The sequence below is a fragment of the Sphingobacterium sp. UBA2480 genome (assembly GCF_002341965.1).
GTDB classification, from domain to species: Bacteria; Bacteroidota; Bacteroidia; order Sphingobacteriales; family Sphingobacteriaceae; genus Sphingobacterium; species Sphingobacterium multivorum.
Genome location: NZ_DDPA01000007.1, coordinates 784,765 through 811,176, shown reverse-complemented (window position 1 = coordinate 811,176; position 26,412 = coordinate 784,765). Strand labels below are relative to the sequence as shown.

23 protein-coding genes are annotated in these 26,412 nt (G+C 41.3%); 2 read left to right on the top strand and 21 right to left on the bottom strand.

Annotated features, from left to right (window positions below):
* Positions 1 to 106: 106 nt before the first annotated feature.
* The 10 genes from B3600_RS16470 to katG all read right to left on the bottom strand — a co-directional run bounded on the left by B3600_RS16470 (position 107) and on the right by katG (position 11,069).
* Positions 107 to 2,641: a TonB-dependent receptor gene (locus B3600_RS16470; RefSeq protein ID WP_286753730.1), complete on the bottom strand. Its 2,535-nt coding sequence runs from the start codon at positions 2,639 to 2,641 to the stop codon at positions 107 to 109.
* Positions 2,586 to 3,179, bottom strand: a complete 594-nt coding sequence (locus B3600_RS16465; protein WP_236560238.1) for a GNAT family N-acetyltransferase — start codon at positions 3,177 to 3,179, stop codon at positions 2,586 to 2,588. Before B3600_RS16465 ends, B3600_RS16470 begins: the two co-directional genes overlap by 56 nt.
* A gap of 94 nt (positions 3,180 to 3,273) precedes the next feature.
* On the bottom strand, positions 3,274 to 4,116 hold the full coding sequence (locus B3600_RS16460; protein WP_286753729.1) for an ABC transporter ATP-binding protein: 843 nt from the start codon (positions 4,114 to 4,116) through the stop codon (positions 3,274 to 3,276).
* Positions 4,113 to 5,129, bottom strand: a complete 1,017-nt coding sequence (locus B3600_RS16455) for a FecCD family ABC transporter permease (protein WP_236586027.1) — start codon at positions 5,127 to 5,129, stop codon at positions 4,113 to 4,115. Before B3600_RS16455 ends, B3600_RS16460 begins: the two co-directional genes overlap by 4 nt.
* On the bottom strand, positions 5,126 to 6,127 hold the full coding sequence (locus B3600_RS16450; protein WP_286753728.1) for an ABC transporter substrate-binding protein: 1,002 nt from the start codon (positions 6,125 to 6,127) through the stop codon (positions 5,126 to 5,128). Before B3600_RS16450 ends, B3600_RS16455 begins: the two co-directional genes overlap by 4 nt.
* Positions 6,128 to 6,658: a hypothetical protein gene (locus B3600_RS16445; protein WP_286753727.1), complete on the bottom strand. Its 531-nt coding sequence runs from the start codon at positions 6,656 to 6,658 to the stop codon at positions 6,128 to 6,130.
* 154 nt (positions 6,659 to 6,812) lie between these two features.
* Complete coding sequence (gene hypB, locus B3600_RS16440) at positions 6,813 to 7,541, bottom strand: hydrogenase nickel incorporation protein HypB (RefSeq protein WP_112376082.1); 729 nt, start codon at positions 7,539 to 7,541, stop codon at positions 6,813 to 6,815.
* Positions 7,542 to 7,552: 11 nt separating this feature from the next.
* Positions 7,553 to 7,897, bottom strand: a complete 345-nt coding sequence (locus B3600_RS16435; RefSeq protein ID WP_046675411.1) for a hydrogenase maturation nickel metallochaperone HypA — start codon at positions 7,895 to 7,897, stop codon at positions 7,553 to 7,555.
* An 82-nt stretch (positions 7,898 to 7,979) separates the two neighbouring features.
* Positions 7,980 to 8,381, bottom strand: a complete 402-nt coding sequence (locus B3600_RS16430; RefSeq protein ID WP_070567895.1) for a hypothetical protein — start codon at positions 8,379 to 8,381, stop codon at positions 7,980 to 7,982.
* A gap of 408 nt (positions 8,382 to 8,789) precedes the next feature.
* Complete coding sequence (gene katG / locus B3600_RS16425; protein ID WP_286753726.1) at positions 8,790 to 11,069, bottom strand: catalase/peroxidase HPI; 2,280 nt, start codon at positions 11,067 to 11,069, stop codon at positions 8,790 to 8,792.
* A gap of 266 nt (positions 11,070 to 11,335) precedes the next feature.
* Between katG and B3600_RS16420 the strand changes: the two genes are divergently transcribed.
* Positions 11,336 to 11,920, top strand: coding sequence for a DUF4126 domain-containing protein (locus tag B3600_RS16420; protein ID WP_286753725.1), 585 nt, complete (start codon positions 11,336 to 11,338; stop codon positions 11,918 to 11,920).
* A 691-nt stretch (positions 11,921 to 12,611) separates the two neighbouring features.
* Here B3600_RS16420 and B3600_RS16415 read toward each other — a convergent pair.
* From B3600_RS16415 to B3600_RS16380, 8 genes are all read right to left on the bottom strand, one after another.
* Positions 12,612 to 13,067, bottom strand: a complete 456-nt coding sequence (locus B3600_RS16415; protein WP_286753724.1) for an Hsp20/alpha crystallin family protein — start codon at positions 13,065 to 13,067, stop codon at positions 12,612 to 12,614.
* 75 nt (positions 13,068 to 13,142) lie between these two features.
* Positions 13,143 to 13,436 carry a hypothetical protein gene (locus B3600_RS16410; RefSeq protein ID WP_286753723.1) on the bottom strand — a complete coding sequence of 98 codons (294 nt, stop codon included), beginning with the start codon at positions 13,434 to 13,436 and terminating at the stop codon, positions 13,143 to 13,145.
* A 238-nt stretch (positions 13,437 to 13,674) separates the two neighbouring features.
* Positions 13,675 to 14,013 (bottom strand): hypothetical protein, encoded by a 339-nt coding sequence (locus B3600_RS16405; RefSeq protein ID WP_286753722.1) that lies wholly within the window; start codon positions 14,011 to 14,013, stop codon positions 13,675 to 13,677.
* Positions 14,014 to 14,025: 12 nt separating this feature from the next.
* Complete coding sequence (locus B3600_RS16400; protein ID WP_201303555.1) at positions 14,026 to 14,583, bottom strand: RNA polymerase sigma factor; 558 nt, start codon at positions 14,581 to 14,583, stop codon at positions 14,026 to 14,028.
* A 326-nt stretch (positions 14,584 to 14,909) separates the two neighbouring features.
* Complete coding sequence (locus B3600_RS16395; RefSeq protein WP_286753721.1) at positions 14,910 to 15,890, bottom strand: FAD:protein FMN transferase; 981 nt, start codon at positions 15,888 to 15,890, stop codon at positions 14,910 to 14,912.
* An 85-nt stretch (positions 15,891 to 15,975) separates the two neighbouring features.
* A complete protein-coding gene (locus B3600_RS16390; RefSeq protein WP_286753720.1) occupies positions 15,976 to 18,174 on the bottom strand; it encodes a PepSY domain-containing protein in 2,199 nt (732 codons plus the stop codon).
* Positions 18,175 to 18,187: 13 nt separating this feature from the next.
* On the bottom strand, positions 18,188 to 18,673 hold the full coding sequence (locus tag B3600_RS16385) for a DUF2271 domain-containing protein (protein ID WP_070567915.1): 486 nt from the start codon (positions 18,671 to 18,673) through the stop codon (positions 18,188 to 18,190).
* Positions 18,674 to 18,791: 118 nt separating this feature from the next.
* Entirely contained in the window at positions 18,792 to 20,297 is a 1,506-nt protein-coding gene (locus tag B3600_RS16380) for an ankyrin repeat domain-containing protein (RefSeq protein WP_286753719.1), read from the bottom strand.
* 424 nt (positions 20,298 to 20,721) lie between these two features.
* On the opposite strand from B3600_RS16380, the gene B3600_RS16375 reads away from it, so the two are divergent.
* The gene (locus B3600_RS16375) at positions 20,722 to 21,666 is read left to right on the top strand and encodes an alpha/beta fold hydrolase (RefSeq protein ID WP_286753718.1); all 945 of its coding nucleotides are present in this window, start codon (positions 20,722 to 20,724) and stop codon (positions 21,664 to 21,666) included.
* On the opposite strand, the gene B3600_RS16370 is transcribed toward B3600_RS16375, so the two are convergent.
* The 3 genes from B3600_RS16370 to B3600_RS16360 form a co-directional block, all read right to left on the bottom strand.
* Entirely contained in the window at positions 21,658 to 22,719 is a 1,062-nt protein-coding gene (locus B3600_RS16370; protein ID WP_286753717.1) for an acyltransferase family protein, read from the bottom strand. The two genes, B3600_RS16375 and B3600_RS16370, sit on opposite strands and share 9 nt — an antisense overlap.
* Before the next feature lie 67 nt (positions 22,720 to 22,786).
* On the bottom strand, positions 22,787 to 23,875 hold the full coding sequence (locus B3600_RS16365; protein ID WP_286753716.1) for a family 43 glycosylhydrolase: 1,089 nt from the start codon (positions 23,873 to 23,875) through the stop codon (positions 22,787 to 22,789).
* A gap of 54 nt (positions 23,876 to 23,929) precedes the next feature.
* Positions 23,930 to 26,404, bottom strand: a complete 2,475-nt coding sequence (locus B3600_RS16360) for a glutaminase family protein (protein ID WP_286753715.1) — start codon at positions 26,402 to 26,404, stop codon at positions 23,930 to 23,932.
* Positions 26,405 to 26,412 lie beyond the last annotated feature (8 nt).

Sequence of the window (26,412 nt, the reverse complement as noted above, 5' to 3'; positions counted from 1 at the left end):
AAATTTACAACCAAAGCGGGCTACTTGACTAGCACAAATCTTGAATTAAATAGTCCAAATTTGTTGAAAAAGCCCGCTTTGGCGGTTTTAGATTACTATTTCAGCATTAAAAAGAGTAACCCACTGATACCATGACATTTCGCGGTGCACCAGCAAAGGCTCTCGTGTAGTCAAAACCACCTAAAAAGTAATATTTATCGAATACATTGTTCAGATTTAAGGCCATTTTCATCGCACCAATGTGGTAATAGGCAGCAGCATTTACAGTGGTATACGAAGGCCATTGTCCCCAGAGTGCATTTCCTTCGCTATCCTTTCCGATACTGTTATCCATCCTTTTACGATCTACATAATAAACACCGGCACCAAAACCCAAACCTTTTAATGTACTAGCTGAAAACACATATTTCAACCAGGCACTCGCCATATTTTTAGGTGCTCCCGGTAGGGACTGCCCGATTTCAGAAGGAACAGAAGATGATTTTACCTCCGTATCATTATAGGTATAATTGGCCATAATCTGGAACTCACGTGTCAACTGCCCACGCACATCGAGTTCGACACCCTGCGATAGCGCTTTGCCAGATTGTCTATACTCCGGCAGCCCTGAATCGTTGATAGCCCCTGTGGCAATGAGCATATTCCGTCGTTCAATTCGGAATAAGGATAGATCAACTTGCAATTGCTCTTTAAAAAAACCGGCCTTCATCCCCGTTTCCACCTGGAAACTGCGCTCAGCATCAAAGGGTTTATCAGCTCCGTAATCTTTATAGTTCTGAATAAAATTGGCGCCCACAGGTACAAATCCTTGTGAATAACTTGCAAAATAGTTAATCTGGTTATTGATTCCATAGGTTACACCAAAACGAGGTAATAAGGCATTTTGCGTTGCATGAAAGCGATTTTGTCCGTCAAGTGTCTCAGAAGAATAGTGCTCATGACGAAGACCTACAATAAGTTTCAATCGCTCGTCAATGCTGATTTGATCCTGAATATATTTACCCGTTGTTTTATAAGGGCTCAAAAAAGGATAAGCGACTCCCGTGCGCCACACATAATTCGTTAGATCATGCGTGGTATAAGTGGGATTGTTCAAATCAAAAGTCAACGGGACGACTTTGCCATCTACAGTTTGCTGCCGCGCCTCCCGCAATTGATTTTCTTTGTCGCCCCGATATTGTGCAAAATCAACTCCTGCAACAAAATGATGATCGACTCTATCGCCCAAAAGATCCCACTTAACATAACCCACAACATTATCTGTATAGTCACGTCCATGACGATCAAAAAAACGCATATTCATAATGGTATTATGTGGCGCATCAGCAAAGGTGTTCATTGTCCGATGTTCGTTGACATCCTCCTGATAGATGGATTTCATGTAGCTCAGATTCAAACTAACATGTTCTGCCAGACGCTGAGACAAGCGGCCGCTTAACGAAAAAGTCTTGGAATTATAAAAATCGGAAGGCTGGCTCAACGTAAATGATCTTGGCAAAGCATAAAAGTTATTTTCCTTAATACCCATTCCCCGATCAAGATAACCGTTGAACTGATTATACACCATATCAATATCCACCACCGTGCCCTCAGCTGGTTTAAAGGTGAACGAAGGAGCCACCATGATTCGTTTCTGGCGATTTACATCGCGGAAAGTCTTTGTATCTTCGTAACCCGCATTAAAACGATATAAAATACGTTTGGCACTGTCCAGAGGTCCACCGAGATCCACAGTTGTTCGCATCGTTTCAAAACTACCACCTGAAAAATTCACATGCCCTCTAAAATCTTCCAAAGGCTTCTTGGTCGTCATATTAATTGTACCACCCGGTACGATATCTCCAAACAAAGATGCTCCTGGCCCTTTCAAAACCTCGATATTTTCAAGATTGATTGTTAAGGGAGAGTTATAATAACTGTTACCATAACCATACCCCGAGCGTAAGCCATTGACAAGCCGTACACCCGTTTCATAACCGCTTTTAAAGCCACGAATGACAACATCATCATAGGAAGATGCTTCGGTCACACCAGCCAAATCCTGAACCAATGCCCCTGTGGTGAATGCCTGCTTATCCTCTATAAATTCCTTACTTAAAACAGCAACAGATTGTGGAAGATCTTTTAATTTTCCAGCAAATTTTCCGCCCAACTCCATGTCGTTTGTCAGATAAGAATTGTTGCGTCTACCTGTTACCAATACCTCATCCAAGGTATTATCACCGGCCACCATCAGTAATCGAACTCCTTTTTTTGCATTCCAGCTAGCGGCGTTCAAATCCAGCAATACAGGCTTATACCCAATTGCATCTGCACGTAACTGTACAGGAAAGGAAATTATTCCGGTAAAACTAAATTCGCCCTGAGCATTAGAACTTGTCTGTTGTTGTCCATCGACTAAGGTCAGTGTAACCCCAGCGATGGGATCACCGTTTTCATCCTGAATTTTTCCAAATAATGCTACACCTTGTTGTGCATATACGGCTCCCGGTACGGAAGCGCTTGTCAATAAAGCGAAAGCTAGCGCTTTCATCATGTTGTTCATTAGAATAATTTTTCTTTTTTTTGGATTGCCCAAATTGGGTTTAAGCAATACGATCAACGAATAATTCCATGTGTATCGTTGGAAAATTCGATTCATTACAATAGTCCTTTAATTGAAAGCCTTGTTTTCCCCAAAACTCATAGGCTCCTGTCAAGAATGGGTGCGTATGTAAATAAAGCCTTTCAATACTTTTCTCCTTAGCTACAGCGACCAAACTTTTGAACAAGGCTGTTCCTAAACCTGACCTACGGTAACTCGGATCCACAAAAAGCCGGGCAACTTCCACCGTTTTCCTTCTGTCTATATCCAAATGCGGAAAACGGTAGTCATAAGCCGACATACCAACCACGCCGATCAAATTACCCCGATGATCTTTTGCCTGCAAGAATGCAGCAGCTTCAGCCTCAAGATACACGGCTGAAAATGCGAGTAGATCCTTAGGAAGCTTATTGGAATCCAACATCGGAAACAACTGTTTCCGAAATTCAATGACATAAGGTAATACGACATCAATATCCTCCTCTTCAACACGAGATATGGTTATATTTTTCAACTGAGGTTGAGCGGGAAGAGATCCCTTACTCATCCGTTTATTTTCAATCAATATATGACCACTGTCTTTAAATATATTCATAGTGTTATCGCTATTTTAAAATAATCGCCCCGTAAACTGGGCATTTCACCTACAAACCATGATGTTTTTACAAAGGCGCTTACTCCACACTTCATCAGGGTGTATTCAGCTCAGTGACGGTTGCTGGACTATGTTCTGCCCCCTCAATGGGTTCAAATGCCGCAGCACCACTCAGCATCGGAACAAACATCCATTTCTTTTGATTTTCCAAACTAATCAAAGGAAGTTGATAGGTCTGTTCCAATAAATTTCTTACTTGTTCCCGATCCAGACCATGGAGGTCCAGGAGCCTATTGTCTTTCATCAGATAAAACTGATCACCAAAAAGAAACGCCATGTTAGGGTCGTGCATTACACATAACACGGTTGTCCCCTCCTTGACCAGCTCTTTGGCGGTCTGCAGAACCGCAATCTGATATTTCAGATCCAAATGATTCGTAGGCTCATCAAGCAATAATAAATCAGGTTGCTGTACCAATACCCGACATAGTAACACCAATTGTCGCTCCCCTCCAGACAACGACGTATAGGGTTTGTCCTTTAAGTGTGTGAGGTTAAATTTATCCAAGATCTGTTCTACTGCCTCGAAGTCTTCTTTACTTGGTGAAAAACGAGAAAATGAAGCCCGTCCCGTCAGAATAACATCAACAACGCTAAAAGGAAATGTGGTCTGATGGAACTGGTTCAGAAAACCCAATTTCAATGAATTAGCCCGACCAACCTTCCAATCGCGACGCTCCGTTTCATTAATAAGAACCGATCCATCATATTTTTTTTCCAGCCCTGCAATAATATTAAATAGCGTGGATTTACCACTTCCATTCCGACCGAGAATAACAGAAAGCTTTCCTTTTGGGAATGACATGGTTACATCATTTAAAATGATATCCTTACCGTAGGCAAAAGAAAGGTTGTTGATATGAATCGAATTACTCATGAATTCCAGTTGATTTCATTACGACGCATCAGGTAAATAAACAAGGGAGCGCCAATAATCATTGTAAATACACCGATCGGAATTTCAAATGGCATGACCGCCCTAGAAAAATCATCGATCAGTAGAAGAAAAGTACCACCAATACTGATATTTGCCCACACAACAATATTGTTATTGGGGCCAAAGATCATCCGGCTGATGTGTGGAACAATTAATCCAAATAGACTTATTACCCCTACAGCTGCAACGGCTGATGCTGTAATTAGTGTAGCTACAGCAATAAATCCCAGTTTCAATATTTTCGGATTGACGCCAACAGCAATTGCTTCTTGATCGCCCAAGGCTAAAAGATTCAGCTTCCAACGAAACAGGATCAGGATAGCCAATCCTATCGTTATCGGCAGAAAAGCATGCTGTACTTTCGACCAGGAGGCCGTATGCAGATTCCCCATTGTCCATTGTACAATAGCTTGTAATTTATAGGGATCACTGATGTATTGCAACAAGGTTAACATGGCTGTAAATACACCGGAAATAACCATTCCTGCCAATACCATCCCAATAATCGAGGTTTTCAAACCAGCATTTGAAACAAAATAAGTCAACCCCACAGCACATACACCAAACAAAAATGCGGATATATTGACCGGCAATAGCGGAAACAACATAGCCAATGCAGCCCCAAAAGCAGATCCCGAAGAAATACCCAATGTAAAGGGATCAACGATTGGATTCCTAAAAATGGCCTGCAAGATTCCGCCAGAAGACGCTAGAGCAGCTCCGACCATAAAGGTCAGCAGAATCCGTGGTAAACGTACCTGCCACAATATCGTATCCATATTATCCTTCAATACCGCAGTAGGGTGACCTAAATATCCCCCCACTTCCGATCCAATGCGTTGGCAGAGCTCAACAAAACCAATGTTCTGGCTTGAGCCCACCAATAGGGAAAACAATAAAACCAACAATGGCAGAACAACGAGCAATAACAGCTTTTTTAATTGATGCATCATTGAAGTAATCCTGCTTTACCGTAAAGTTTTTCAAAAGCGATAGCCATATCCTGGTCAAGTTGCTGTTTCGTATAATCCGAAAAACACCAATGCCTTATCTGTTTGGCAAAAAGCATAAATTTGACGGTATGTGGGTCGAATGGAAACGACGGTGACATCACAAATACCTGTTTATTTCGCACTGCAGGTAAGGCCGCGAGTTCCTTTAAGTTATAGACGTCTGCCAATGTAGAATTCCAAAGAATAATGAGGTCCGGATTCCATTTATAAATTGTCTCTGCGCCGACATTTGGGGCTTCCATTTCCAACGGACAGGCGTTAGCTGCGCCCGAAAGGCGGATCGCCATATCAATCAAACTACCACGACCGGATGTCGAAAGTACCCGACCTTTAGACCAAGCGTAATAAACCTTCTTCTGTATTTGATCCTTGGGAGCAGTCATTTTTTTGATCTCCGCCGAAACAAACTGAACAATTTCTTCCGCTCGCGCTTTCTTTCCGAGTAATGCTCCCATCCCTGTCAGTTCATTAAAAATACTTTTTTCATCCTGCGAAGAAAAAGTGAACACTGGAATTCCAAGATCTTCTAGTTGGGAAATATTATCCTGATCGGTATTGAATGTCAAAACAAGGTCAGGGTTTAAGCTCACTATGCTTTCCACATTATTTGCCTGGCCTGTGAAAGTAGGTGTCGCCAGTGTTTTTTGTGCGATCCTATCATCCAATTTGGATAAAAACTTATAGGTATCTTCGACCTGATAAACCTGTTCAGGAATACCAACAAGGCTATTTTCAGCACCCAACATGTAGACTTCATCAACAAGGGACGGAAATAATACAACCACACGTTGTGCCGTATGCGCTAATACCACTTCTTTTCCACGGCTGTCGACAGCTTTCACTTGATTGCTGACCGCACCTGCTTGCCGATTTTGGCAGGCGCTCACCAAACACAAACATGCCAAAAGCAATACAGATATAATACGATTCACTTTCATCTACTTATTTTTTAGGACTTGCTTACGCGGATCAACATGTTCATCTGTTCCGCTTAAATCTGCTTTCTTTTTATTTCTCGCCTGCAGTCGAATCAAATTCTCGGATAACAGTAAGGCTTCCTCCAATTGAATCGAGGTTCCATACTTTGCCAGGACCTGCTCATAGAGCCGTCCATCGTAAGGAAGACGAAGTGATTGGGCATCTGTTACGTTGAATATGGGCAGATGTCTGTTTCCAATAAAATAACCAAAATCTGCAAGCTGCACCAAATCTATTGGATTGAATCTTATGGTCAACGTAGGCTTGACAACCAGGATCGCCTGTAGCGTTTCCTGATGAAATAAAGCATCGCCATGACGCCATTCCGCACCTTGCTCCAATTGCGTAAAGATTGTCTTTCCGCCCGTTGTATTGCGTGTTAGGCGCCTTTTGTGGACTTCATACCATTCAAGATACACTTGATCGACTTCACTAAGAGCAAACTCATGCTTTGCTACAATTTTATCTATTGGTACAGGTAGCTCATTCATATTGTAAACCTATCTTCTTCATTTCGTTAACGGCACTGACACAGTTTCGTTCTCCGTCAAATCTATTTCCTCTAAACACAAATAACATGTCAACATATACAGTATAACAATGAAGCGCGGATCATTGCTATACCACTCTTTTATCAATTGGCCGTTATTTTACTTCAAGCGCCTTATATTGATCTTTTTTCGCCTGAACTCTTTCTTTCAACCAATCACACCAGGTATCAAGACCGTCACCATTTAATGTACTGATTGTAATAACTTCCAAATTGGGGTTCACCTCGCGCGCATCTTTCGTTACCGCATCTACCGAAAAAGGTACATATGGCAATAAATCAGCTTTGGAAACCAACATCAATTCGCTTGTTAAAAACATACGTGGGTATTTTTTCGGTTTATCGTCCCCTTCTGTGGTCGCCAATAAGGTCACGCGGTAATCTTCACCCAAATCAAACGCTGATGGACACAATAAATTCCCGACGTTCTCAATAAACAACAGGTCTATTCCTTCGATATCGATATGATCCAGGGCTTGTAAGATCATTTGTGCCTCAATATGACACATTCCACCAGTGACAATCTGCAATGCATTAATGCCTACCTCACGCATACGAACCGCATCACGTTCGGTTTCCGGATCACCCACCAAAACAGCAATATTCAGATCTTTGGCCAAACGTTTTCCCGTTTCTTGCATCAAGGTAGTTTTACCCGAACCCGGAGAAGAACATACATTGATCACACAAACGTCTTTCAGTCTATCGCGGATGGCTTTTGCGACAAAATCATTTGCTTTTAATAAATGTAGCGTTGTATTTTCACATTGAACCGAACCTACACGGTTACCTAAACTTTTAGGATTTGAAGTATTGTCTGACATGATAAACGATATTAGTCTTGTTTAAAAATTACTTTTGATATATAGAGTTCATTCCCTTGAACAATTGTACTAGAAGCCTGTCCGCAATCACAGACAAATCGATGAAAATGAACCGGAAAATTTTTCTGACAATGTTCACAATATGCAATGATATCGTTTACAACGACTTCCATTTCCATATCTTGGTATTGCGTATTTTCAGCAATAAAAGCATCAAATGCATTTTGGATCAATACAGGCTGGACGTTGGATAACAATCCTGCTGTGACCTGAATTTTTTGAATATCATCTACCCTAGCCTCATAATGCGAGGTCAACGTATCAAAAATATCCTTTACTATACTTAGCTCGTGCATTGGTATATTTTAAGAAATAAATAAATTTAGAAAAGAAATGACAGTTCTCTTTGCCTGTATGATGTAAAGAAAAGCGTACGCTTTAGCATGGAATTTTGATTTGCTCAAACAGCAAAAATCGAGCGATGGGTATATGCTCTAGATCAAGGGTATGTTCATACCGATAATCTTTCTGTTTTGGGGATGGCAGTAGTTCATGCCATAGCAAATCAACCGTAACCAACCAACGCTCCATCAACCAATCTTGTGCCACTTCGGCGTCCAATTCCGCAACAATGGATTGAAGCGATGGGTAAAGCGAACAAAATTGACTATGATCTTTATGAAAATGGACGATGTGTGTATGGTCCGCATTGTTGGAAGGATTTTTTGCAGATAAAAACTGGGATTCGACACTTTCACTTTTCAGTACAAGACTGTTTGCATTTAAATTCTTAAATGATAACAACAGTGCTGCAAACAGAAAAATAAAGTGCTTCCACATAGCTTTAACCTAACAATGTATCAAAGATTCCTTTGAAACCATTACAAAGTTACTACCGATCAAAGAAGAAAAAGTAGCACAAATCTTGAATTTTATTTCACAAAATAGGAAACACCCAAAGAAAATTCCATAATTCTTCATATATTAAATTAAAATTTGGTTAAAGTGAGATTAAAATGATATTAGAGGCAAAAATTGGTTCTTTTTTGGCTGCTATTCTCATTAAATAAATTGGTCCATGTCGTAGACCATAGCGATAAATATTGGTCAGGTACATCATAAAAAATCTGAGCCAATCTTAGCGCCGGAGCAAAAGGTTAATTTCAGGGTTATCTGGATAAATCTAAAATAACAAGAAGCCAGGTTCGCGTCGGACCTGGCTTCTTGAAAAACTGATATTCTTAACAATTAGCGATGCAGATCAAAACGGTCTAACTCCATCACTTTAGTCCATGCCTTCACAAAATCTTGTACGAATTTATCTTTTGCATCGGCACTGCCATATATTTCAGCAACAGCTCTCAGTTCAGCGTTGGAACCAAAAACAAGATCTGCACGTCCGGCTTCCCATTTTTTAACACCAGATTTACGATCTGATCCTTCAAAAACTTCCCGGTCCGGAGAGATTGCTTTCCAAGCTGTTCCCATATCCAATAGATTGACAAAAAAATCATTCGTCAATTGGCCTGGCCTATCTGTCATCACTCCTAATGCAGAACCATCAAAATTTGCCTGAAGAACACGAAGTCCGCCGATCAATACCGTTAATTCCGGAACAGATAGCGTAAGTGATTGTGCTTTGTCGATCAATAATGATTCCGTAGACACGGTGTAAGCACCTTTACGGTAATTTCTAAATCCATCCGCAATTGGCTCAAGATAGCCCATGGATTCTACATCCGTCTGTTCCTGTGATGCATCCATACGCCCCGGATGGAACGGTACGTTGACAGCATGTCCAGCTGCACGAGCGGCCTGCTCTATCGCAGCAACACCACCTAAGACAATTAAGTCTGCCAAGGAAATCTTCTTTCCGCCCTGTTGCTTTCCATTAAAGTCCTGTTGAATTTGCTCAAGCGCAGTAAGAACTTTTTGCAATTGTGTTGGATTATTGACTTGCCAATAACGCTGCGGAGCCAACCGTATCCGCGCACCGTTTGCACCACCTCTCTTGTCAGACCCACGAAAAGTAGAAGCTGAAGCCCAAGCGGTCGTTACGAGCTCTGCAGTGCTGAGCCCCGCGCTCAATAGGGTAGATTTCAATGTGTTAATATCATTAGCATCGACCAAAGCATGATCGACAGCAGGAATAGGATCTTGCCACAATAATTCCTCAGCAGGAACTTCGGCACCTAAATAACGCTCTCGTGGTCCCAAATCACGGTGCGTCAATTTAAACCAGGCGCGAGCGAATGCATCGGCAAATGCGTCTTGATTTTCGTAAAATTTACGCGAGATCTTTTCATAAATTGGATCAAAACGCAAGGACAAATCTGTCGTCAGCATCGTTGGCCTACGTTTTTTAGTTGGATCAAAAGGATCTGGAATAGTCGAATCAGCTCCTTTGGCTACCCATTGATGCGCTCCTGCAGGACTCTTTGTTAATTCCCATTCATTTTCGAAGAGATTTTTAAAAAAGAGATTGGTCCATTCTGTCGGTTTCTGTGTCCAAATAACCTCCAAGCCACTCGTGATCGCATCTGCTCCTACTCCACTGCCATAGGTACTTTTCCAACCAAGCCCTTGTTGTTCTATGCCGGCTGCTTCAGGTTCTTTTCCGACATTGTCGGCAGGACCTGCTCCGTGTGTTTTTCCAAACGTATGTCCTCCAGCAATCAAAGCGACAGTTTCCTCATCGTCCATCGCCATCCGACCAAAAGTATCCCGTATATCTTTTGCAGCCGCGATAGGATCTGGATTTCCATCTGGTCCTTCCGGATTAACATAAATTAATCCCATCTGTACCGCTGCCAACGGTTTTTCAAGATTGCGCGAATGTTGTTTACCATCTGCATCATCATCGGCAGATAATACACCGTGTGATTCCACTACGCCTTCTGAACCATGAGCATAGCGTACATCACCGCCCAACCATGTTTTTTCAGAACCCCAATAGACATCCAATTCAGGTTCAAAAGCATCCACACGTCCACCAGAATAACCAAAAGTCTTGAAGCCCATAGACTCTAAAGCAACATTACCTGTTAAAATCAATAAATCTGCCCAGGAGATATTTTTACCATATTTTTGTTTGATAGGCCACAACAGGCGACGTGCTTTATCCAAACTCACATTATCAGGCCAGCTATTCAGTGGTGCAAAACGTTGTTGCCCAGACCCAGCTCCGCCTCGACCATCGCTTACCCGATAGGTTCCTGCACTATGCCAAGCCATGCGGATGAATAATGGTCCATAATGTCCAAAGTCAGCAGGCCACCAGTCCTGCGAATCGGTCATCAAGGCATGCAAATCTCTTTTTACGGCTTCTAAATCCAATTGTTTAAATGCTTCCGCATAATCAAAGCCCTCGTCCATCGGATTTGACTTGCTCGCGTGTTGTCTCAAAAGATCTACACGAAGTCTATTTGGCCACCAGTCCTGATTTTGAGTTCCCCCTCCCGCAACGGCGTTGCGCATTGTACCATTATGAAATGGGCATTTGCTAATGTCTTTTTCGTTGTTGTCCATATGAAAAGAAAGTTTATTTATATAATATCTTAAGTGATCAAATTGTTTGACTCCCACTTTCATAAAATTACACAAATGAGATCCCACTTGTACATCGAATGATTCGATACACTATAATCAAAATCTATATACACAATATATAATTATATAAAATACTAAAAATCATCTTTTAATGAGCAGCTAGAATATGACGATTTTTGGAAGTCTGAAAAACAAAAGCGATTCTTTTACTATTCTATAATTAGGTTGTATCAAAAATATTGGCCATGAGTGAACTATCCACATTTTTGGTAAGTGCTTTTATAGGCTTGAGTCTGGCGGCAGCCACCGGCTTCCGGGTTTTCATGCCCTTATTTTTATTGAGCCTTGGCTGTCGGCTTGAACTGTTCCAGGTTGGCAATGAATTGGCCTGGGCGGGCTCACCTATTGTTTTGGCAGCGACAAGCATAGCCATGATCCTAGAAATAGCGGGATATTACATTCCTTTTATTGACAATATATTGGACAGCCTTTCAATTCCTCTCGCGACGATAGCAGGCACCTTACTTTTTGCCATACAGTTTGCAGATATTTCACCCTTTTTCCGCTGGGCTATGGCAATCATCGCTGGTGGCGGTACCGCGGCAACCATTAGCACAGCGCTAGCTGGCACCCGGGCAGTCTCGTCTGTTGGAACGGCAGGTTTTGGCAATTTTATGATCTCGACCATGGAAACCATCGGTTCAACCATTTTGACCATACTCGCCATATTTGTGCCCTTTATGGCAATTATAGTTGTTATAGGCCTATTCTATTTCTTTTGGCGATTTGGCAAAGAACAACTCAATAAAAAACTTAAAAGAACGGAGTAGCTTTCACAACATAACATCTAAATAAACTTCACACAGTGCCATACAAGCTACAATAAAGCCAAGCCTCACCAGCACAGACGTAAGCCAATTTAGCCAGACAAACCAACTAGGGATATTGTAAACATCTTATAGCCCTAGCTGATCTATAGCTGCGTAAACTCCAAATCCCTAATCTTTATACCTTTCAATCAAGCGAATACCTGGCAGGTATCATGTTATGCCTTTCGACAGTATTTGTTCAGTGCTCGTTCAGTGCTCGTTCAGTGCTTGTTCAGTGCTTGTTCAGTGCTTGTTCAGTGATCGCTCAGTGCATACTGAATAAACAATGATTGAATACTGTTTAAAAATTGATTAAAAATTGTTGTTACCTATAATCTGGTGTTAGTTCATTTCCGTTTTGAGATTATCTTGATCTAAGACCAAATAGGTTATTATGGCAATGATCAAAAATCGAGACAAATTCTGGGAATACTTAGAAAAGCAGTACGGATATAAGGACCATAGCGCCAAACAGCTATTCGAAATTCGTTTACTGTTCACTGCTTTTGGGCACCGGTTGGCGGTAAATTAAGAGACAGAAAAAGGACAGCAAAATTCGATGCTGTCCTTTTTCAACATCAGCTCTTACGCTGATTTAAGTCTACGCACATCAGCAGCCTTGATGTGCGCCCAGATCTAAAACTGGTTTTTACTAATCAATAACAACCTCTTGTGGCCGTTTCACTTTTTCAAGATCTTTTGGAAGGATAACCGTCAATACCCCATCCTCGAAACTTGCATGCACATTATCTGTAAGTACTTGTTCATTTAATTGAAATTCACGTTCAAATGCCAATCCATCCTGCTCTTTATAGATATAATCTATGGCATTGTCCTGGGTGTTTTCTGTACATGAAATCTTCAGTATCCCGTCATTTATGCTGACTTGGAATTGTTCTTTCTTACGTCCAGCGGCAAAAAGCTGCACTTCATAGAACTCTTGATTTTCGGCAATATTTACAGGAACAGCTTGCTGTACGCCAGCATTGTGCCCGGCTTCACTATCAAAAAACTGTTGTTGGAATTTTTCAAAGCGGTCTTTGAAATGTTGTCCGCAAAATTTATTATGATTTGAATATCCGTTGGTATAATGATTTCTTTTAAACATGTCTTTAATTTTTAATATTGAATAATACGTGTAAACTGATGTGGGATGAATTTCCTCGTCTTGCAATTTTTAACCTTAGTAAACTGGAACTATTGTTGCTTTCTTAGCACGTTTTTGCCCTTGTAATGGAACAATTGCAACCACAGTGTTATAATGACCGTGAACGTTCGGATATACCGGAGCCCTATCCATTTTGAATGCTTGTCTATCTCTTCTACGCATTCTTGCCGCGGCAAAGCTTCCTATACCAAAGAGAATTGTCCCAAACAACAAGAGCTTAAAGATCGTCCCAATAATCAATGTTGCTAATCCTGCTATTGCCGTAAGCACAATAAGGCGTGGCAATATAAATCGAAGTTTATTTTTCATTTGAATACATTTTTTTAAAAATGATTGCGGATTATATCTATTTTCAGCACATTGCACATAGAATTTTCCTAGATCATTTGGTATTTGTAATTAACTATTTGTTTTATCCAACATCCCTGCTGACAGATCCTCGCGTTCTGTTACTTGTTTACCATCAGGATATCGGCATAAAAAAAGGCGCCTTTATAGAAGAAGACGCCCAACAACAGTTTTTACTTTAAAATTTTTATTCTTTTTTTCAGAACCCGCATCGCCCTCCAAAACGACGCTTCCATTCCTCCCGCAAACGTTCCCTTTCCTCATCGGAAAGATCTTCTCCTTTTTCCATCTGAGGCGGAACATCCCGTCGGAATCGGCCACCTCCCGGTTTACCGAAGCCCCTGCCGAACAAGATTTTCGACAAGACAAAGAGTCCCAGCGCCTGCCAATAGGTAATTGCTTTCAGATTGAAAATATCAACCATTACTGTATTCCACAAATATTGTAGTAATGCTACCAACAAAAAAACACCAACGATGATAGCGACAACCATAAAAGCGAATTTACCCTTCCGCTGTCTTTTCATTCTTCCATTCATAGCTTAATCCTTTTAAAATTTTAATTCTTCATACAAACTTCGCAACCGTATTCTCAGGTGCTTCACTGCATACCCTTTTCGGCTGATAATCGTCTTTAGGTTCTCATTTTCCATGACTGCAATTTCCTGAAGAGTTTTCTCTTCCAGTTCATTGAGCACAAAAACCCGACGTTGTTTTTCCGGCAATTCCTCCAATGCTTTCATCAGCTCATCCCAAAAAATATCCTTAAATAATTTTAGCTCAGGATTATTGGAGTCATCAGCTAAAAGGAGCTGACGAATAGGAAACGTACTTTCGCTATCCTCGTCACCCGCTATAAGCTCATCAAGCGATTCACTTTTCTTTTTCCGGTAGCTGTCTGTAATCTTATTTCGTGTGACAGCATAGAGCCATGCTCCCGCATTCTCCAATTCGTCCATATTGGTCAAACGGCTAAATTGATACCAGACTTCCTGTAAGATATCTTCTGCATCCTCCGTTTTCTTTACCCTTCCCTTAACAAAACGTAGCAGCTGACTTCCATAAGTCTTAACGATATCCGTAAATGATCTGGAATTTTTTTCTGCCATATGATTTTGGTATGCAATGTCCATAGCAGCATAGACGAACTAGTCAAACTTTTACTTTAAATTATTTTCATGAATCTTTCTTCTTGCTGACTTCAACTTTCTGACCAATAAGCACACGTTCTCTACCGTCTTCTTTCGTATACGCTTTGTTAGGATAAAGATACGAGATAATCAGCTAATAGCTGATGCATTCAACCTACTTTATCGGGAATAAAACAAAACCTTCATGACTTCGCAGACACCAACAGCAATGAAAGCAAACTGAAGGTTCTTTCTGGCCAATAAGATTAGACACTTTCAGAAAAAAAATGATGCTGTGTGGTCTATTACTTCCACCGCTGCTGAATGACTTTACCTTTATCGGTAATAAAAATATAACGGTATGCTGGGAAACGCTGAATTAATTTTTTTCCTTCTTTCTCACCAAGTACCATGATTGAGGTACTGAGGGCATTTGCAATCTCGGCGGAAGGTCCATAAATCGTCACTGAAGTTAATCCCGTAGCTGGATAACCTGTCACTGGATTTATAATATGTGAATACCGTTTCCCATTGATCTCCGCGTATTTCTCATAGCTGCCTGAAGTTGCTACGGCCATTTCATTCAAATGAAGAACTTTGACCATTTGATGGGGTTTGAACGGATTGTTTACACCCACTTTCCAGGCGTCCCCCCGGGGTGGGTTTCCCCAAGCCGAAAGATCTCCGGAAGCATTAACTATACCTGCTTCAATTCCCTTTGCCTTCATCATGTCCCTGCCACGATCAGCAGCATAGCCCTTCCCGATCGAGCCGAAACCGATCTTCATACCGGGCAATTCCAGAAAAATTGTCGAAGATGCACTGTCGAGACGGATGTGTTGATAGCCCACCTTGGCGACAGACCTTTTAACCAGATCTTCCGTAGGCATCGTGGTCATACTACCATCAAATACCCAAACTTTATCCAAGGCAACAATACTAATATCAAAGGCTCCGCCTGAATTTTGAGCATACTGGATCGCTCGCTTTGTTAATTCAAAAACTTCCCTATCCACCTTAACGGGCTTAATCCCTGCATTGCGGTTCACCGCTGCTATTTGGGTTTGCGGACGCCATTCTGAAATCAGGTTTTCTATTCGATCTATTTCGGAGATGACTTCATCGATATGCTGATTTGTAATCGCGCTATCCCGATCTACCAAGCTGATTTCAAAAACAGAGCCCATAAGGGTAACCTGCCGCTTGACCAAGACCTGCGCAATCCCCGAAGTAATGGACACAAAGCAGAGCATTAAAAGCAGGACACATTGTTTATTGTTCTTCATGAGATTGATCCAAAAAGGAATTATAAAGTCGATCTATACCAAAAGTAGTCTTCGTGACGGGATTTACCATTGTACCATCAATTTACTAATAACAATCCGTTAAGATTTGTCCACTTTCTTTGTAGTCGGCAATAGTTTTGCCGACATGCGCCAGGAGAAGTTCATTTAAAGTATGTTCAACATCATGCTGCATACGCAATGCACCACAAAGCAATACACAACCTCCTTTTTCAAGCAATTCGACAAAATATAGCGCATCCCGACGGATCAGGTCCATGACATATTGTGGATTTTCCTCGCGCGAAAAAGCCAGTTCAAGCTGCTGCAGATGTCCCAGCTTTATCTGCTCATCAGCAAAATCCACATAGTGCGCAGTCATTTCATTTCGATGGCGAAAACCAGCATACAGACGCAAAGGCGTCCTACTTTCATTTTCTGAAATCATGCCAAGAAAGGGTGCTACCCCTGTACCATTCGCAATTAAAGCGACTGCATTTGCTGCTTTCGGGAAATGAAAACTTGGATTAACCATGACACGTGCCTGGAGGGTTTGATTCGGTTCCAATCGATAGAGGAAGCTAGAACCAAATCCATCAGGAAACAATTTCACCACGAGCTGCACCATTCCATCTTTGTAGCCGATCGAATAAAAACGTTCACGTTGATCTTGCGCGGGATAGATTGCCAATAAATCGCCCGATTGCATGTTAATTTTACTTGCAGGCTTCAGCACTAAAGTAAAGGTCGTGTTAGTCGCTGAAACAGCAGACTTCGCTACCACCTTAAATTTCGTCAGTCCGACAACTTTAGCACTATAAATAGCTGGTGCAGAAGCGAGTGCAATAGTGGCCTGCGAAGACCAGTCATGTATCCATGAAATAAGTTCATCAACATCCTTATCATTAACGGTATGTAAGTCTGTTAAACGCGAAGCCCAACCTTGTTTTTCTAGTAAACTATCAATTTCGCGCGCATAAGCACAAAAATCGGGATAGGCTTTTGAACCAAAGCCGAGAACCGAAAATTGTACATCTTGTTTTTGTGGATGGCTATTGAGCTTTTGTTCAAATTGAAGTGCATTGGAGGGTGCTGTTCCTAGCCCGTATGTCGAAGTAAACACAAGCAAGTGTTTTGCCTTTGGAAAGCACTGATATTGGTTCATTCCGAGCAGCAACGATTTTTGCCCATCCGCCAAGAGCTGTTTATGGATCTGATTGGCGAAAAACAGCGTACTTCCATTTTCCGTTCCGAAAAGAATAACAATCTCCGCTTCTTCAGGTTTATATTTATTCTTGATTTTTGTACGCGTGCGCTTGAATGTAATGACGAACCCTGTATAAATAAAGAACACAATATTCAACGATGCGAGCCCCAGTACAATAGCCCATATAATATTGGTCTTACCCGTATGAAGGTCCAAAGACAACTCTTCGGCCAATGCAGTAAAGGGGTACTTGACTTCTTTATGCAAGCTTCCATTCAACTGGTTGATGGTCAATTCCCGATCGCGAAGCTTCAATACAAAATATTCGTCAGGATCGCCTTCCATAAACGGAAACTCCAAGGTCTTCAAATCAACAAGTTTTGTATTTTGGAATATTGAAAATTTTGCCACCTCCAATTCGATATCTTCCTTCATCTTATTGGGATATTCGATGGTTTGATTCGGCTTTTTTAAGATTTCAATACGTACCAGGAATAAATAGGTACCAGTTAGGGCCAATATCAAAATTGGTATCAAAAATAAACGTCCTGAAACAACGTGGAAATACTGGGCAAAAAAGTCCCGATTGATTTTGGCAAAGAAGTGTCGAACGCCCTGTTGACGCTTAACAATCAGAACAATTCCTGAAATAGTAATAAGAAACAACAGAAATGAAACCACACCAATAATCACCCGGCCGGTCACTTTCAGAAAGAGCGAGCGGTGTAAAGCTGTAACCCATTGAATAAATTGGGACTTATTCAATTGGGGACCAAGCAGACGCCCGGTATTCGGATCAATATAACCCTTCACGGTATTGCCATCAGCGTCTATGGCATCAATACTCACAAATTGATTGTGATCTACCGAAATCGCTATGATTTCGGGATAAACCTTGCGCAAGGCTGTTACGGACTGCGCAAGGTTTAAAGTTTCAATATGTTCAACCCGATAAGGTGGAATTTTTTCGTTGACAGCGTCAACGGCCAATATTACGCCAGTTATCGATAATAAAAGTAAAAAGACAGAAGAAACAATAGCTAAGGCTAAATGTGCATACCTCCAAATAGATACCAGCATTTTTACCCCTCTTTTATTGTATTTTATTTAACTTGACAAGTTTGATGTATCCCTTGCCGTTCGCTTTTTCGGTAATGGCTTCTTTTGTTAAAGGGATTTCAACATCGGCAGTATGATATTTTTGTTCCTCTACAGCAGATTCAAAACGGAGTTTATACCCTTTGTTGAACTTCGATTCGTCAATATCCAATGTACGCATGGCACGGTCACCGCCACCAACTGACGCACCCGTCACCGCATTTAGCTTCTCTTTGGTCTTATTTTGAAACTTGTACCATTCCTTGATCGTATTATACCATTGCTTATCAGATCCCAATACGGCGAGTGTTTTTTCGTAAGCTCCACTAGGATTAATCAGTGAAATCACGACGTAGGCTTTCTCACCTTCGTAGGCATTCATTTGGATCATGCACTTATATTTAGCTGCCTGTGCGAAAGAGCTTAGGGCTGCCATTGAAAATAAAAGAGTGGCTATCGTTGTTTTAAATATGTTATTCATCTTCAATTGTATCTAATTTTAAGGTATCCGTAGTCCGTTCAGCGTTACCAATATTTCTATTATTTATCGGGATATTTCATCGATATGATTAGAAATACCACTGAAATACGATGTTGTCTTATTTCAAAAAGTCAAGCTGCACATTGGACTTAGCTAAGAAATCGTTCTCTTTCGCCAGGTCATAAGCTGTTTCATCGAATTCTGTTTTCAATTCCTTTTTTGCACCAAGCGAAACCAATGTTTTTAATATGGAATCGTCTTTAGCTAGGAGAGCTGCCTTATGTAGTGCCGTCGTTCCTTCTTTATCTTGTGCGTTAATGTCTACTCCAAGTTCGCTAGCTTTCTGGATAAGCTTCACATTCTCTTTGGCTACTGCCAAATGATACAATGTACTACCATTTTTTTGCGGAGCAATAACGTCCAATCCGTTCGTCTTAAGGATCGCTAATTTTTCTTTAAACTCATCCCCTTGTGACACATTTCCCTGACCACCTGGTCTGCCCCCCTGTGGCAATTCCTTGTAAGAATTAAACCAATAGAACGCTAAGTTATTGCCCTCCTTATCCAATACCTTGGTATCGGCTCCATTTTTAACCAATGCCGCAGCTACTTCAGGAGTTCCATTTGCTATTGCTTTAGTCAATGCAGATTCTCCTTTTTCATTTACAGCATTCACATTTTTCGCTTTAGTAAGCAGCAACTCGACCAATTTAGCATCTTTACCACTAGCAGCCACCATAAGTGCCGTATTTCCTTCGTTGTCAGCTTTTGCGACATCTACACCTTTATCCAAAAAATAATTGATCACATCCATATCTGGCCTACGAACCAAAGCATGCAGTACCGTAGCACCTTCCTTATTTACCGCCTTAGGATCCAATTTGAACTTTTCAACCAAATAGGTATAAACCGCCAAACCGTTAGAAGCTTGTCTAGAACCTTGAGTCGCAAAAAACAACGCATTGTTGGTTGGCTTTACACCACGGGCGATGAATTTCTCCATAAGCGCGGTATTTCCAAGTTTAGCAGCATAATCCGTTACCGTACGGCCCGACTCATCTTTATCTTGAATAGATAATCCTTTTTTTATGAAATAATCCGTCAATGCCAGGTCCTTGTCTGCAGACGCTGCAAGCATCATCAAAGTTGCACCACCTTCATATTTCTGTTTGGGATTCACACCTGCTTTAAACAAGGCATCATACACAGCAGTATTTGTATTTCCTGTTGAAGCTGCATAAGCGACAATTGGGTAACCATGGCTATCTTGGTAATTGACATCAGATCCCTTCGCTATTAAAAAATCGACCAATTCAGCATTTCCACTTGACGCTGCCCAGTGTAAATAACTACGGCTGTGATGTGTCTTCTTGGTTACACTATTCCCTTCTTGTTCGATCATGAATTTGACGACATCAGTCGGAGCACCATTTAATATAGCCATAGTGACCGGATCAAAGGATGCCGCATTCGGCTGAGAAGGGCTATTTCCTTTGCTGATTTCTGCTTTAACAACGGTCAATGTAGGTTTGCCCTTCCAGAACTCGCCGTTCATCAACGAGTTTGTCTGCGCCTGTGCGTAAGATGCAGCGAATAATAAAGCTGCCAAAAGTGTCTTTTTCATTCTTTTATTTGTCTTTTGAAGGTGATGGAGCAACATAACCTATTCATTCCCTACTCAATTATTCTGCAAATTGAGCTTTAATTATACGATAACACGGGTCGGAATATATCGTGTTGGTTTCATCAGAATATGTGTAAACGCGTATATTTTTAGAACATGGATGCGTTCCGAATTCGATGTTTGCAACAATTTCTGCATACAGACAAGCCCATGTTTAAAATAGACCAACTACTTTATTTAAATTAATTCTAAATTAATGCAAATCTAAAAAATATTCCCAAACCACAAAAATTAATCGTGCTAATTTTTATTGATCAATTGCCCTGAAAGGCTTTCGGCTTCATCCGAACAACATCTGAAAGAAGATTGTTAAACTTGCAAATGCACTAAAATTATCTTACTTTACTTAAAATAAAGTGGTATAATGAGCAAGGTAGTTTCCAATTTTTATACAATCAGCGCAACGACTGAACCTGAACATAAAATTTTCTATCGTCTGTATGTACCCGACGACAATCAAATAGTGGCAACATTACTCTTGGTTCATGGCATGCAGGAACATAGTGGTCGGTACGAAGAATTGGCCAGTTATCTGACTACACAGAATTTTGCGGTTTTAACCTACGATCAATTGGGCCATGGAAAAACGGCGCTACAGGTCGATCAATTGGGTTATTTTAAAAAGCATGGGGCTAAAAAACAACTTATTGATGACGCCATTACAATGAGTAACTTCTTACGTGAAACCTATCCGCAACTGCCTCAATTTATTTTAGGGCATTCCATGGGATCCTTTGTCACACGTTGTGTTTTACAAAAAATTGGTCGGCAATTTAAGGGGGCCATTATCGTGGGGACAGGCCAACGTCAAAAAGGATCCATAGCCTTTCGCCTTTTACTCACTCTTCTCAATAGTATTGCCCCTAAAGGAAGAAGTAAATTGATCAATCGCATTTTTGACAGACGTAATAATGCTCGGTTTAAGAACGAGCCTAACCAAAATAACAGCAATTGGTTAAGCATAAGCAAGACAAACCGTATTTCATTTTTGGAAGATCCTCTTTGTGGGGGATTGTTTACCAACAATGGGTTTCATACCGTATTAGACCTTTCCTTGCAAGCGACAGCTATCGAGGCTACCAAGAATATCCCAAAAAACCTACCAATTGTATTTATCAGCGGACAGGATGATCCAATTGGAGATTTTGGCATAGGCGTTGAAAAAAGTGCGGCACAGTTAAGGGCACAGGGACAGACCGATATAACCCTTAAATTATATGCAGGCATGCGGCATGAAATTCTTAATGAAGACTGCAAAATGGAGGTATTCCAGTTCATCAGTAGCTGGCTTCATCGCCATTTACTTTAGTTTTCGACCGTAATATTTCCGAATAGGCTCATCTAAATAGTTAAAGACTAATAAAGATAAAAAAATCAACAACAGCATTCCAATAACAATAATCACAGCCATTTGCTTATTCGATGGGTGATTGAGTTCTACATAGCTCATAAAAATCCAGATAAATGGATAATGAATGATATAGAGCGGATAGGAGATATCACCTAAAAACTTGCATAACTTCTTGACCCCTCCAAACACAGGCTGCCCTCCTATCCCCATTAGGAGTAGTAAAGGAAAATAGAAGATAACGACAATAGGATCAAAGTATTTACCATAAGCTTCAGAAAATGGAATAAAAAATACGGCGGCAAGTAGACCTAGAACACTGAAAAAAGGAAGCTTGTTGGAAATGGTCCAGTTCGATCTAAAAATAAGTAGTCCCATTGAAAACGAAAACCATAAACGAATTCCACCAGCCCAAAAGTTGTCTGCTCCAAAACCGACAGCTAAATAGCCCGAACGAAATGATTCGGCGCATAGCGCTGCTGCACCAAGGAGCACTATCCCCCAAAGAAACTTTTTTGGAATCCGTACCAGTACCAAAGCATAGGCTATATTAGCGATATACTCCCAAAATAGCGACCATGTAGGTGGGTTTAAATGAAAAAGATTAAAATAGCGTTCTGGTACAACCGGGTATGGAATCAACGTTATCCCACTGATGAACATCCCCATCTTTTGCAAAACAGAAAATGAGCCAGCCAAACTGCTGAATGGATCGTAAATAAATGCGAATAAACCAATCAACGTACCGATGATAACCAATGGGTGCAATCGCAGCAAACGCAAGAGAAAGAATCGTTTTAGACCGATTGTGGCCAGCTTCTGATCGTAGGCATAGGCAATGACAAAACCCGATAAACAAAAGAAAAAATCAACGGCTAAATAGCTATGTGGAATAAAACTATTGCGATAATCCGGTTGTGCAATTTCCATAAAGTGAAACAGGACGACTGCGATTGCGGCTACCCCACGCATGGCGTCAAGAAGTTCAAAATGTTTCTTCGTTTGATGTACCATATTTTTTATCGGCAGCGAAAATTAAGACCGACGAAGATCGAAGATCCGCTGCTAGCTATTGAAAATTCTATTTAATATTAAACGTTGGTGCTGGTTGTGGCGCAACACTGCTGGTTGTCCCTTCAATTTTTGGCCAGTCCTTATCCCAGACAATCTGATCCAAAAATAGCATCCGGCGATTTCCTCCCGTAGCCACACGAGGCTGTTTTGGATCTATACCATGATAGAGTATCCAATCTTTTCCCTTGTCGTCTGTAATAATGCGCGAAGTATGGCCCGTCCCCACAAATTTATCATTTCCTTTTAACAACAGTGTTCCACTCCCCCGCTGTGTAAGGTTGCGGCCTTCTTGATCCACATAGGGCCCTTTCAGATGGCGAGAGCGCCCCACAAGAACATGGTAGCTGCTTTTTTCTCCTTCACAACAGGAGCCTTTGGACCCGACAAAGTAATAGTACCCTTTCCGTTTATGAATCACAACGGCTTCAAAATCTCCTGCGGCAACTTTAAATTTTTTATTTAAATCGGGTACCGCTGTCCCATTTTTATCCAGTTCAACACCATATGTACCCTGCGTACTCGCATCGCTAAAACTGCCCCAGAATAGATAGTTCTGCCCATTTTCAGTAAAAAAATAAGGGTCTATTGAATTAGGCACATCGATTTCCTTGCTATCAAAAAGTTTACCTTGATCAATGAATGGTCCCGCTGGTTTTTCGGCAAGCGCTACACCTATACCGGGGTTGGGATCACCCCATGTGGAATAGGCATAATATAAAAGATACTTACCATTTAACTGCACCACATCGGGGGCCCAGATTCCGCCTTCTGCTTTCCAACCCGGTTTAGTTGGGAAAGCGGTTCCGATCCATGTCCAGTTTACAAGATCGGTGGATTGTAGAATAGACACCAGACGTTGTCCCTTTCCGTCGCCCCAATTGTCGGCTGTCCCATATGCATAGAACATTTTGCGCTGTGGATCTCTAACGACTGTAGGATCAGCAAGTATGGGCTCAAAAACCGGATTGCTATAGGTTTTATGCTGAGCCGTGGCATTTGCTATTTGTTCCGACGGCTTCACTGAACCTGTAGCGCTTCCACAGGAGCTCAACAGGTTCAGTACGACAACTCCGCCAATCCAATATCTGAACAACATTGCATTCAACATCTTATTATTCTATTTATATTATTTTCTATATCATAGGAAAAGCTATTTTGCTTTTCCCAATTTCTCTTCCAACATTTTGATAAAATACCCGCCAACAACAGATCGTGCTTTAAATCCTGCTCTTTTAGGACGGTCTGTATAAGTCCAATCCGACATGGGAACGCGATCGGTTGTTTCGTTCATAAAACGGTAGACTGGCTTCAAAAATGCCTCAAAGGTAGGCTTATCATCTGCCATAGTCGCCGTCCAAATAATCCAATCGGTTTTGGTATAAGGCTGACGGTTGTCCAGGGGAAGTCCGTATTTATTTTGTTTGCCGAGATAGTATTTAATTTCAGTTTCACGGATAGAAGGGTCGAAAATATCCATCTTAAGCAATTTATCCCAGACCATATTATACTTTTGACTCCAGGTTCCACTTTTATCAAAAGTTAACTTGTAGTGATCCCCATCTTCGGCCATCTTTTTCCATTTCATCGCCATTGCTTTTGCTTCGGTCAAATACTTTTTCGCCGTAGCCTCTTCACCAAGCATTTGGGCCAGATAACCGTAAGATGCAATACCCAAAATAGCTTTAATGGATAAATTGGCATTATGCGCAAAATGGCCTGCAAAATCATCTGTACACAACTGATTTTCGGGGTCAAGACCTTTATCGACTAGATAATCTACCCAGGTAGACAACACTTTCCAATGTTTTTTGGCATAAGCGGCATTGCCTTCCACCTTCGCTAAAGCATAAGTTAATAGCAGCATATTTCCCGATTCTTCGACAGGCATATCTCCACCGTAAGTTTGGCCATTCGCTAAAGGATAGGTCCCAACATCATGCGCAGCAAAAGGTTTTGTCCACTTATTGCTTTCACTATAATAAAAAATGGCGTTCATTAGTGCTTTTGCCAGTTCTGGATTATAGTAAAGGAAAATCGGAGCCGAAGGATAGGTTACATCAACAGTTCCTATTGACCCATTGCTATCATTTTCCTTGGACAGTAAAAGCAGATCGCCATTGGGTGCTTTTACAAGTTTATGAGCGGCGATTGCCTGTCTATAGGCCAAGGCACATAATGCAGCATAGTCCTCACCTCCGTTGCGCAAAGCTGTACCCCATAATTCGGCATCAAATTTATCAGCAGCCTTTTTGAGAACAGTATACTCTTTGTCGGCCAGTTCAAATTGTTTCTCAATGGAACTATTTCCATTGGTATTCCAATAAGGTCGTAAATTTTGTCCAAAATATTGGATCGAGTACAGGTCATCATAGCCCAACAAGATCTTATCCTGGTAGCTTGATGAGACATCAAAAGTTTGCATCAGTGCCAATTGTTGCCCTCCATTTGGAGAAGAGCTATTTTCACTCTTCAGAAAATTAGAGCGTAATTGATGGCTACTTCCGACCGCTGACTTTGTCTTTGATTTTGCACCTGCCATATAGAAATACCCCCAATCTATCCGTAGGTCGTCACCTTTCTTTCCTAGAACCTGCTGGCTTTTGCTTCCTGTCTTTACAAATTGGAGATTTCCGGAAATAAAGGAACTGCTTGTCGCATCTTGAAGAGGAGAATTCAGTGCCCAATTTGGTGCCGCCTCCAAATAAAGTTGTACCTGGTGTTTCTTGCCATCCTTCGCATGGACTGTATAGGAAAGATAATTTACGGGTCTAGCCATTAAGTCCAATTTATCCAAAAACATCGGCGCAGTAAATGTAATATTTAAGTCCACGGGCCCGCAGTTAAACGAATAATGTGTTTGTGTTGCCTGCACATTGGAAGTGATCTGATTCGCTTCATTGTCGAATTGAATACTACCTTCTTTTTCTGTAAAGAGTCCAAAATCAAAATATCCATTCGCTACCCTATTATAGCAATAACCCGCGAGTATATTTTTTCCTTTCTTCAATGTTTTTACGACATGTTCGGGCAGCTTGACCCGACTATTTTTACCTGTCGAATTGCCTGTATTAGCAACCTCAATACCGTTGACGTACAAAATAGCGTCATCGTCATGTGTAAATTCGATATATACGGATTTGCCCGTAAGATCCTCAGTCAGTTCAACTTCCCTTCTAACCCAAATTTTAGGTTCCTGCCAATCAGTCTCCACATTGGGTTCTTTGTCCTTGGTACCGAATGGCGCTGCCCCCATTTTCCATTGCCGTGCATCAAATGAAGGTTTCATCCAGTCTGAGGCAGGTTCGCTGACAACGTAACTTCCCGTCCAAGCCGCATGTTCGCCCATCCGGGCCAAAGGCAAGAGTTCAGCCTCTTCTTTGCCCAGGAAGCGATAGGGTTTTCCATCCACTTTAAGGACGCCCAATAAGGGAAAGGATTTTCCGGTCCAATGGCGTACAACATCTGCATTCAATTCGTTGCTATAGGACCAGGCACTTGTATTCGGGTCAATTGTTACTAAAGGATAGGCAGGCGCGCGAAGATCATTCTTAAGGACTTGTTTTTGTGCAAACGACGATACCGATTGACATACAATAGCCGTTGCAATTAGTAATTTTAATTTCATTGATTTCG

Coding starts and splice junctions, on each gene's coding strand:
- B3600_RS16470 (WP_286753730.1), bottom strand. CDS start 2,641: ATGAATCGAATTTTCCAACGATACACATGGAATTATTCGTTGATCGTA.
- B3600_RS16465 (WP_236560238.1), bottom strand. CDS start 3,179: ATGAATATATTTAAAGACAGTGGTCATATATTGATTGAAAATAAACGG.
- B3600_RS16460 (WP_286753729.1), bottom strand. CDS start 4,116: ATGAGTAATTCGATTCATATCAACAACCTTTCTTTTGCCTACGGTAAG.
- B3600_RS16455 (WP_236586027.1), bottom strand. CDS start 5,129: ATGATGCATCAATTAAAAAAGCTGTTATTGCTCGTTGTTCTGCCATTG.
- B3600_RS16450 (WP_286753728.1), bottom strand. CDS start 6,127: ATGAAAGTGAATCGTATTATATCTGTATTGCTTTTGGCATGTTTGTGT.
- B3600_RS16445 (WP_286753727.1), bottom strand. CDS start 6,658: ATGAATGAGCTACCTGTACCAATAGATAAAATTGTAGCAAAGCATGAG.
- hypB (WP_112376082.1), bottom strand. CDS start 7,541: ATGTCAGACAATACTTCAAATCCTAAAAGTTTAGGTAACCGTGTAGGT.
- B3600_RS16435 (WP_046675411.1), bottom strand. CDS start 7,897: ATGCACGAGCTAAGTATAGTAAAGGATATTTTTGATACGTTGACCTCG.
- B3600_RS16430 (WP_070567895.1), bottom strand. CDS start 8,381: ATGTGGAAGCACTTTATTTTTCTGTTTGCAGCACTGTTGTTATCATTT.
- katG (WP_286753726.1), bottom strand. CDS start 11,069: ATGGACAACAACGAAAAAGACATTAGCAAATGCCCATTTCATAATGGT.
- B3600_RS16420 (WP_286753725.1), top strand. CDS start 11,336: ATGAGTGAACTATCCACATTTTTGGTAAGTGCTTTTATAGGCTTGAGT.
- B3600_RS16415 (WP_286753724.1), bottom strand. CDS start 13,067: ATGTTTAAAAGAAATCATTATACCAACGGATATTCAAATCATAATAAA.
- B3600_RS16410 (WP_286753723.1), bottom strand. CDS start 13,436: ATGAAAAATAAACTTCGATTTATATTGCCACGCCTTATTGTGCTTACG.
- B3600_RS16405 (WP_286753722.1), bottom strand. CDS start 14,013: ATGAATGGAAGAATGAAAAGACAGCGGAAGGGTAAATTCGCTTTTATG.
- B3600_RS16400 (WP_201303555.1), bottom strand. CDS start 14,583: ATGGCAGAAAAAAATTCCAGATCATTTACGGATATCGTTAAGACTTAT.
- B3600_RS16395 (WP_286753721.1), bottom strand. CDS start 15,890: ATGAAGAACAATAAACAATGTGTCCTGCTTTTAATGCTCTGCTTTGTG.
- B3600_RS16390 (WP_286753720.1), bottom strand. CDS start 18,174: ATGCTGGTATCTATTTGGAGGTATGCACATTTAGCCTTAGCTATTGTT.
- B3600_RS16385 (WP_070567915.1), bottom strand. CDS start 18,673: ATGAATAACATATTTAAAACAACGATAGCCACTCTTTTATTTTCAATG.
- B3600_RS16380 (WP_286753719.1), bottom strand. CDS start 20,297: ATGAAAAAGACACTTTTGGCAGCTTTATTATTCGCTGCATCTTACGCA.
- B3600_RS16375 (WP_286753718.1), top strand. CDS start 20,722: ATGAGCAAGGTAGTTTCCAATTTTTATACAATCAGCGCAACGACTGAA.
- B3600_RS16370 (WP_286753717.1), bottom strand. CDS start 22,719: ATGGTACATCAAACGAAGAAACATTTTGAACTTCTTGACGCCATGCGT.
- B3600_RS16365 (WP_286753716.1), bottom strand. CDS start 23,875: ATGTTGTTCAGATATTGGATTGGCGGAGTTGTCGTACTGAACCTGTTG.
- B3600_RS16360 (WP_286753715.1), bottom strand. CDS start 26,404: ATGAAATTAAAATTACTAATTGCAACGGCTATTGTATGTCAATCGGTA.